Annotated in this window: 1 protein-coding gene; it reads right to left on the bottom strand. The window is 60.5% G+C overall.

Annotated features, from left to right (window positions below):
- Positions 1–809: 809 nt before the first annotated feature.
- On the bottom strand, positions 810–1,990 hold a 1,181-nt coding region (locus tag VEY12_11335), incomplete at its 5' end, for a hypothetical protein (GenBank protein ID HYM40712.1).

Here is a 1,990-nt window from a genome sequence, read left to right as displayed (position 1 = left end):
TGTAGTCCAGCCCTGCTCAAGGGCCTGCTTAATTGCAGCCACCACCTGATCGGGACTTGTCCCGCTCTCGGTGACGTCCAGGATGGTACGTAGCGGGGTGGTGACGCGGAACCCGTCTACTAAAGTGATTTCGTTAGGCCCTAGCCACGTACGCGCAACGTGCAGCTTGATACGGCGCAGTTTAGATGTGGCTCGATGACGTGGGCGTTTGCTATATGGAACCCTGAGATGTACAACGGATGGGGACTCGTCGGAGAGTTTGTGAAGACGCAGTGCGCTCTCATGGGACAGCACGGCGTCGGAGCCTCCGCTTACTAATGCTTCCCAGAATTCCTCGTGCAGTCCTGTAGGAAAATCCCGCAGTCGGTAGAGGCCCCGTCGAAGCTGAGCCGGCTGAAATCGTCCATGCCGGACATGATGGTGGAGGAGGTACTTGGAAAATCCGGCCTGCCGGGCCTGTGCGGTAGTAAAGTAACCCCCTTGGTCAGTTGCAATCTCGAAGAGCATTCGATGGTCGGGATGAGATACGCTGCGGTGCGGGCGGGGAGATTTGTGGATTCCTGTAACGGTCTTCCGACTCATTGTTCCTCCCAGGTAGGTATACTATTGCAACTTAGGAGGAACCAGCCAGAAGCTGTGCAGGGAATGTTCCTCATAGGTATAAATTATACTACAACTAATGAGGAACTGACAAGCGATAGAGGCCAATGTACGGTGGCTAGCTGGACATCCTGCTGCAAAACGTCGAGGTACAGCCACATGAGACCAATCTCGCGTCCGGAGTGAAGGCGGCGGACTAGAGCCGCCTACTATCGCCAGTCCTCAAGGATATCGGCTTCGCCCTCGAGTTCTTGAAGGCGATCGAACACTTCCTTTGGAAGGCGTTGCCCTTCCTCACCGAACAACACGAAGCCTTGGTACTGGTGCCGCTTTTGCGTCGTCCACACCCGTGTCGTTAAGAGTAGCGCCGCGACGCCGCGATGCTTTCGGAGCAGCTGGTTCTGGATCTCGGTCATCAGGCGCATCGTCTCCGCGTCGCGGTCGAGCGCCTCTGGAATTGAGGCCACAATGATCCGTCCCGGGCCGTCGTGGCGTCGTGTCTGTGCGAGCTTGCCGCTGATCTTGTCCACCAGCTCCTCTACCCGCTGCTCGAACGACTGCGACCTCTCCTCCCCCGGCGCTCGCCAGACGAAGATTCTATTGCCTGAGGGGAATGGCGCCTTGCCCCGCCTGACGTCGGGGATCTTTGCATCAGGAACTAACTGCTCGTCCATGCTCCAATCGGCGTCGCCGTAGAGCCAGCGGCCGGATCTGCGCTCCCCTGGCCGCGGGAAGTCGGTATCGACGGCCATGTCGGAGACGCCTTCAACGGAGATCAGGGCCGCCTCGTCCTGCGCGTCCACCCGCGAGGCGTCCCCCATCGTCCGAATAGCCGCGATCGTTACGCGTTCGATCCTCTTCCTGTCCGCCGCGTTGATCGGACGCGTCAGCCGGATGCACACCCGACGGATTCTAGCACCCCTCTCGCTGAGCGCATCGAAGATGGCACCCGTCGAGTAATGCAGCTCGTGCGACGTGTTTCGGTCCCTCACCTCCGGGATGTAGCACTCCACGAGGTAGGGCACCCTCGACAGATCGAAGGAGATATCCGCCTGACGGCCTCCGGCAGCCGCGGGCTCCAACTCGACGGCGGAAGCTCCCAGCCTCTGGAAACGGTATGCGTATGCGAGTTGCAAAAGGCCCGGCCCGTACTGCTCCCGCATGGCGTGCAGCACGGTCTCCAGGCGCGGGGCCCGGACGAGCCGCTTGATATAGACCGCGAGCTCGAGGATCTCGACGATTTGGTTCGGTCCCGCGACCGCGAAGCAGTCCCCGAGCGGGTGGTCGCTGAACGGAAGGGCAGTCGCCCGGGTCTTCGCGTGGGCCCTCTGGCGCAGCCACTCCTCCTCGAAACCGCCCTTCACGATATCGATCGCCTCCGGGATAAACG

It is taken from the genome of Thermoplasmata archaeon, assembly GCA_035632695.1.
Classification (GTDB): domain Archaea; phylum Thermoplasmatota; class Thermoplasmata; order RBG-16-68-12; family RBG-16-68-12; genus RBG-16-68-12.
The sequence above is the reverse complement of the archived record's forward strand: the minus strand, read 5'-3'. Positions and strand labels throughout refer to the sequence as shown.